This is a genomic window from Streptomyces sp. NPDC054840 (assembly GCF_053611065.1).
On record NZ_JBSGZP010000607.1, the window covers coordinates 1 to 4,485 of the forward strand.

The following is a 4,485-nucleotide window of genomic DNA, read 5'->3' on the forward strand; positions in this document are numbered from 1 at the left end:
GGAGCCAGGCGGTGACCAGGGCCAGGAAGAGGGCGGTGGCGAGCCAGGCGAAGGCGGTCAGGCCGGTGTGGCGGGCCAGGCCGGTGGCTCCGGTGACGCAGGTGCCGAGGGGGAAGGTCAGGGCCCACCAGGTCATCGCGAAGCCCATGCCGCCCCGGGCCGCCCGGACCAGCAGCGCCGTGGCCAGGGCCAGCCACAGCAGGGCGAAGCCCATCACGGGAACTCCGTAGACGAGGGCGAAGCCAGCCAGCGCACCCGCGTACGTGCCCTCGATCGACCGGGGCGCGACATCGGCGAGCTGGTTCACGGCGGTGGTGGACTGGCCGAGGGGGCCGAGGACCAGGAACAGGGTGGGCGTCAGGACCAGCGGCAGCGGGCCGCCCACCAGCAGCCGCCCGAAGATCAGGGGGAGCATCAGCAGGGTGGCGAGCAGGCTGATGCCGAACATGGCGTAGCAGGCGAGCAGCAGGGTCTCGCGGGGCTGTCCGGCGGGCAGGTGGGGTATCAGGAGCGGGCCGAGGGCGGCGGAGACCATGGGCGGAACCAGGGGGAGCAGCCAGACGGGGGTGGCCTGCCCCGGCTCGACCTTGTGGCGTACGACCATCAGGTAGGGCAGGGCCACGGCCGTGATCAGGCCGATCGTGGTACCGACAGTGAAGAGCACGGCGTCCACGGCGACGGCGGCGCCCGTCCCGATGAGGTCCTTCCCGACGATGAGGGTGCCGCCGCCGACGGCCAGCAGTGCCATCGAGAGGCAGCCGTAGAAGGGGGCGACGGCCGGGTCGAGGAGATGGGCACGGGCCTGGTCGCGGTGGTGGAGCCAGTGCCCCGCGCGGGCCGTGAGCAGGACGGCGAGGAGGACGGCGGACAGCACCCAGACGAGCCGGCAGGCCACGAGCAGGCCGGGGAGCTGGTACGGGAGGGTCGCGCCGGCGTTGGCGAGGATCGCCGTGCCCATGACGCAGGCGTACCAGTTGGGGCCGAGATGCCGCAGCGCGGGGGCCTTGTGGGCCCGGACTACGGGCGTGGTGGGGGTGCGGGGTCGCGGGAGGGTGGTGGCCATGGGTCCAGCCTCGCGCCGGGGCGGACGGGGCGGCAGAGGTCATCTTCCTATGAGGCCATAAACTGAGGTTATGGGTAATGAGGAGTGGGTTCCGCTGGCGCACCGGGTACCGGACCTGGGCGCGCTGGAACTGCTGCTCGCGGTCGCGCGGGTCGGCAGCCTGAGCGGCGCGGCCCGGCGGCTGGGCATCACCCAGCCCGCCGCGAGCAGCCGGATCCGGGCGATGGAGACCCGGCTCGGCGTGGCTCTGGTGGATCGCTCCCCGCGGGGGTCGACGCTCACGGCCGAGGGCGCGCTCGTCACGGACTGGGCCCGGCGGGTGGTGGAGGCGGCGGAGGCCTTCGACGCGGGGGCGCAGGCGCTGCGCGGGCGGCGCGACTCGCGGCTGCGGGTGGCCGCGAGCATGACCATCGCGGAGTACCTGCTGCCGGGCTGGCTGATCGCCCTGCGCGGGCAGCGCCCGGACACGGCGGTGTCCCTGCACGCCGGTAACTCGGCGGTGGTGGCCGAACGGGTCCTCGCCCACGAGGCCGACCTCGGCTTCGTGGAGGGGCTGACCGTGCCCGAGGGACTGGACTCGGCAGTGATCGCGCAGGACCGCCTGGTGGTGGCGGTGGCCCCCGGTCACCCGTGGGCGCGCCGCGCCCGGGGGGTGGCGGCGGCGGAGCTGGCCTCGACCCCGCTCATCCTGCGCGAGCGGGGGTCCGGCACGCGGCAGGTCCTGGACGCCGCACTGGTCTCGGCCGGCGGGCTGGCCGCGCCGCTGCTGGAACTGGCGTCGACCACGGCGGTGAAAGCGGCGGCACTGAGCGGTGCGGGGCCGTGCGTGCTGTCGGAGCTGGCGGTCGGGGACGAGCTGGGCGCGCGGCGGCTGGTGGAGGTCCCGGTGTCGGGGGCACCGCTCGACCGGGCCCTGCGGGCGGTCTGGCCGACGGGCTCCCGCCCGGCGGGCCCCGCCCGTGACCTGCTGTCCCTCACTCACCGCCGTATCTAGTGAGCCGCCGGTTGGACCCGTCGGGCCACGGACGGGAGGAGCGGGAGGGGTCGTCGGCTGCCGGCCGCCCCGTACCCGGCCCGTCGTCAGGCGGGCTCCTGGCTCGCCCGGGACCGGAGTGTCTTCGTCAGGAGCGAGCCCGCGACGATGAGGGCGACGCCCAGCCACCACATGTCGTCGAAGATCAGGACGGCGATGCCGATCGGTACGAGCAGGCCCGCCAACGGTACGAGGAAGTCCGCCCACCGCGTGGGCACGGGGGGCAGGCCGGCGGCTTCGCGGACCGCGCGGGCGCGGGCGACGTCCGGGTACCAGACGGTGAACTTCACCGCGGCGACGATCGCCAGGATCTGGATGATCCAGCCGGTCCAGATGTTGCCCGGGTTGTGCAGGACCAGGTCCCCGTAGGCTCCCGCGGCGGCCGCCACCAGGAAGGCGATGCCCCAGGCCCCCGTGATCATGTAATTGGTCCGGAGGAAGCCGCGGGTGTGCCAGAGGGACGGATCGACCTGTTCGCGGGCGTACTGGAGGGTGAACGGCATCCGCACGGCCATCGACCCGAAGGCGATCACCGCCAGCGCGATGTTGGCCACCTCGCCCGCGTACGTCTCCAGCCAGCGCAGGGTCCCCTCGCTCGCCAGGGCTCCGACGACGGCCATGGAGGCGAAGAACACCACGTCGGCGAGTTCCAGGAGTTTCCAGCTGCCGGCGCGGTGGACCAGGTGGCTCGTCGCGGTGAGCGCGACGGCCGTGGCCAGTGCCAGTCCGACCGAGAGCTCGAACCGCCCCGGGCCGACCAGCAGTGAGAAGACGATCCACGGGGCCATTCCGACGATCGGGTTCTCCAGGAACCCGGACACCGGACCGGGTGCCGTGCCCGTTGCCTCGGTCCGCACGCTTCCAGACTGCGCGCCTTGCGGACGACCGGCCATTCGGGCGACGGGCCGGCCGCCCGCCGGGGGCGCGGGGCGGGAGGGCCGGCGTCAGCCCACCGGTACCGCGGTACGGACGGAGGCCGCCTCGACGAGGGCGGACATCACCCGCGTGTCCTTGTCGCGCTCCGGATGCCACTGGACGCCCAGCACCCACCGCTCGGGGTCGGGCAGTTCGATCGCCTCCACCGTGCCGTCGACCGCGTGGGCCGAGACGACCAGGCCGCGGCCCAGCCGGTCGACGGCCTGGTGGTGGTAGGTCGGGACCTGCGCCTCCTCCGGGACCAGGTCCGCGTACCGGGTGCCCGGGACCGGGCGGACCGGGTGCCAGGAGATGGCCCCCGGGGTCTCGAAGTGGCCGTCGATGTGCTGGATCAGCGTGCCGCCCAGGGCCACGTTCAGCGCCTGCATGCCCCGGCAGATGCCGAGCAGCGGCAGGTCCGCGTCCAGTGCCGCGGCGATCAGGGCCAGCTCCCAGTGGTCGCGGACCGTGGCGGGGGCGCCCGTACGGGAGTCGCGCGCGGCTCCGTAGTGCACCGGGTCCAGGTCCGGGCCGCCCGCGACGACCAGGCCGTCCACCCGGCTCAGCACCTCCGCCGCCGACCCGGGTTCGTCCGGCGGGAGCAGCACGGCCGCGCCGCCCGCCGCCTGGACGAGTTCGTGGTACCCGGTCGGTACGAGGGATGTCGGGAGGTCCCACACGCCGTAGCGGGTGGAATCCTCGACGTAGGTGGTGATGCCGATGAGCGGCCTGGGCACGTTCGTTACCTCCAACAGGGGCGGAGCGGGGCAGGAACAGGGTTTCAGTCGCGGGTCAGTTCCGCCTCTGCTTCCGCGAGAGCCGCGAACTCCTCCTCCGGTGCCGAGGCCACCAGGCGGTGCCGACTGTAGACCGCGAAGTAGGCGAGGGCGACGGCGTACACGGCCAGGGCGATGAACGCGGCGTCCTTGTCCACCAGGAAGGTGGCGACCAGGGCCGACAGGGCGAGCGCGAAGGCCACCGAGGAGGTCAGGATCCCGCCCGGGGTGCGGTACGGGCGCTCCAGGTCCGGCTCCCGGCGGCGCAGCACGATGTGCGAGAGGGCCATCAGGGCGTAGGAGATGGTGGCGCCGAACACCGCGATGTTGAGCATGCGGGCTCCGTCGCCGGTGGCCGCGGCGAGGGCGAAGCCGATGGCGCCGGGGATGACCAGACCCAGGTACGGCGCCTTGCGCTTCGAGGTGAGCGAGAGGAAGCGGGGCAGGTAGCCGGCCCGGGAGAGGGCGAAGAGCTGGCGCGAGCCCGCGTAGATGAGGGAGAAGAACGAGGCCACCAGGCCGGCGAGGCCCGCGTAGTTCACGAAGCGGCTGAGCGCGGTCGGGCCGCCGTCGCCTTCCAGGGCCACGACCAGCGGGTTGCCCGCGGCCTTGACGGCGTCGGCGCCCTGGGCGCCGGTCGCGGCGAAGAAGGTGATCAGGGCGAGCAGCGCGAGGATGCCCATGGAGATGGAGAGGGC

Annotated in this window: 5 protein-coding genes; 1 reads left to right on the plus strand and 4 read right to left on the minus strand. The window is 73.8% G+C overall.

All coding sequences use genetic code 11. The features are described from left to right. Positions 1–1,063 (minus strand): TDT family transporter (locus ACWGIU_RS30575; RefSeq protein ID WP_453711224.1); only part of this gene is annotated, 1,063 nt, incomplete at its 3' end. A 70-nt stretch (positions 1,064–1,133) separates the two neighbouring features. Here ACWGIU_RS30575 and ACWGIU_RS30580 point away from each other — a divergent pair. After that, the gene (locus tag ACWGIU_RS30580; protein WP_453711226.1) at positions 1,134–2,057 is read left to right on the plus strand and encodes a LysR family transcriptional regulator; all 924 of its coding nucleotides are present in this window, start codon (positions 1,134–1,136) and stop codon (positions 2,055–2,057) included. An 86-nt stretch (positions 2,058–2,143) separates the two neighbouring features. On the opposite strand, the gene ACWGIU_RS30585 is transcribed toward ACWGIU_RS30580, so the two are convergent. The 3 genes from ACWGIU_RS30585 to ACWGIU_RS30595 all read right to left on the minus strand — a co-directional run. After that, positions 2,144–2,953, minus strand: coding sequence for a hypothetical protein (locus tag ACWGIU_RS30585; protein WP_453711228.1), 810 nt, complete (start codon positions 2,951–2,953; stop codon positions 2,144–2,146). An 87-nt stretch (positions 2,954–3,040) separates the two neighbouring features. After that, positions 3,041–3,748: a gamma-glutamyl-gamma-aminobutyrate hydrolase family protein gene (locus ACWGIU_RS30590; protein WP_453711230.1), complete on the minus strand. Its 708-nt coding sequence runs from the start codon at positions 3,746–3,748 to the stop codon at positions 3,041–3,043. A 44-nt stretch (positions 3,749–3,792) separates the two neighbouring features. Next, on the minus strand, positions 3,793–4,485 hold a 693-nt coding region (locus ACWGIU_RS30595; protein WP_453711232.1), incomplete at its 5' end, for an amino acid permease.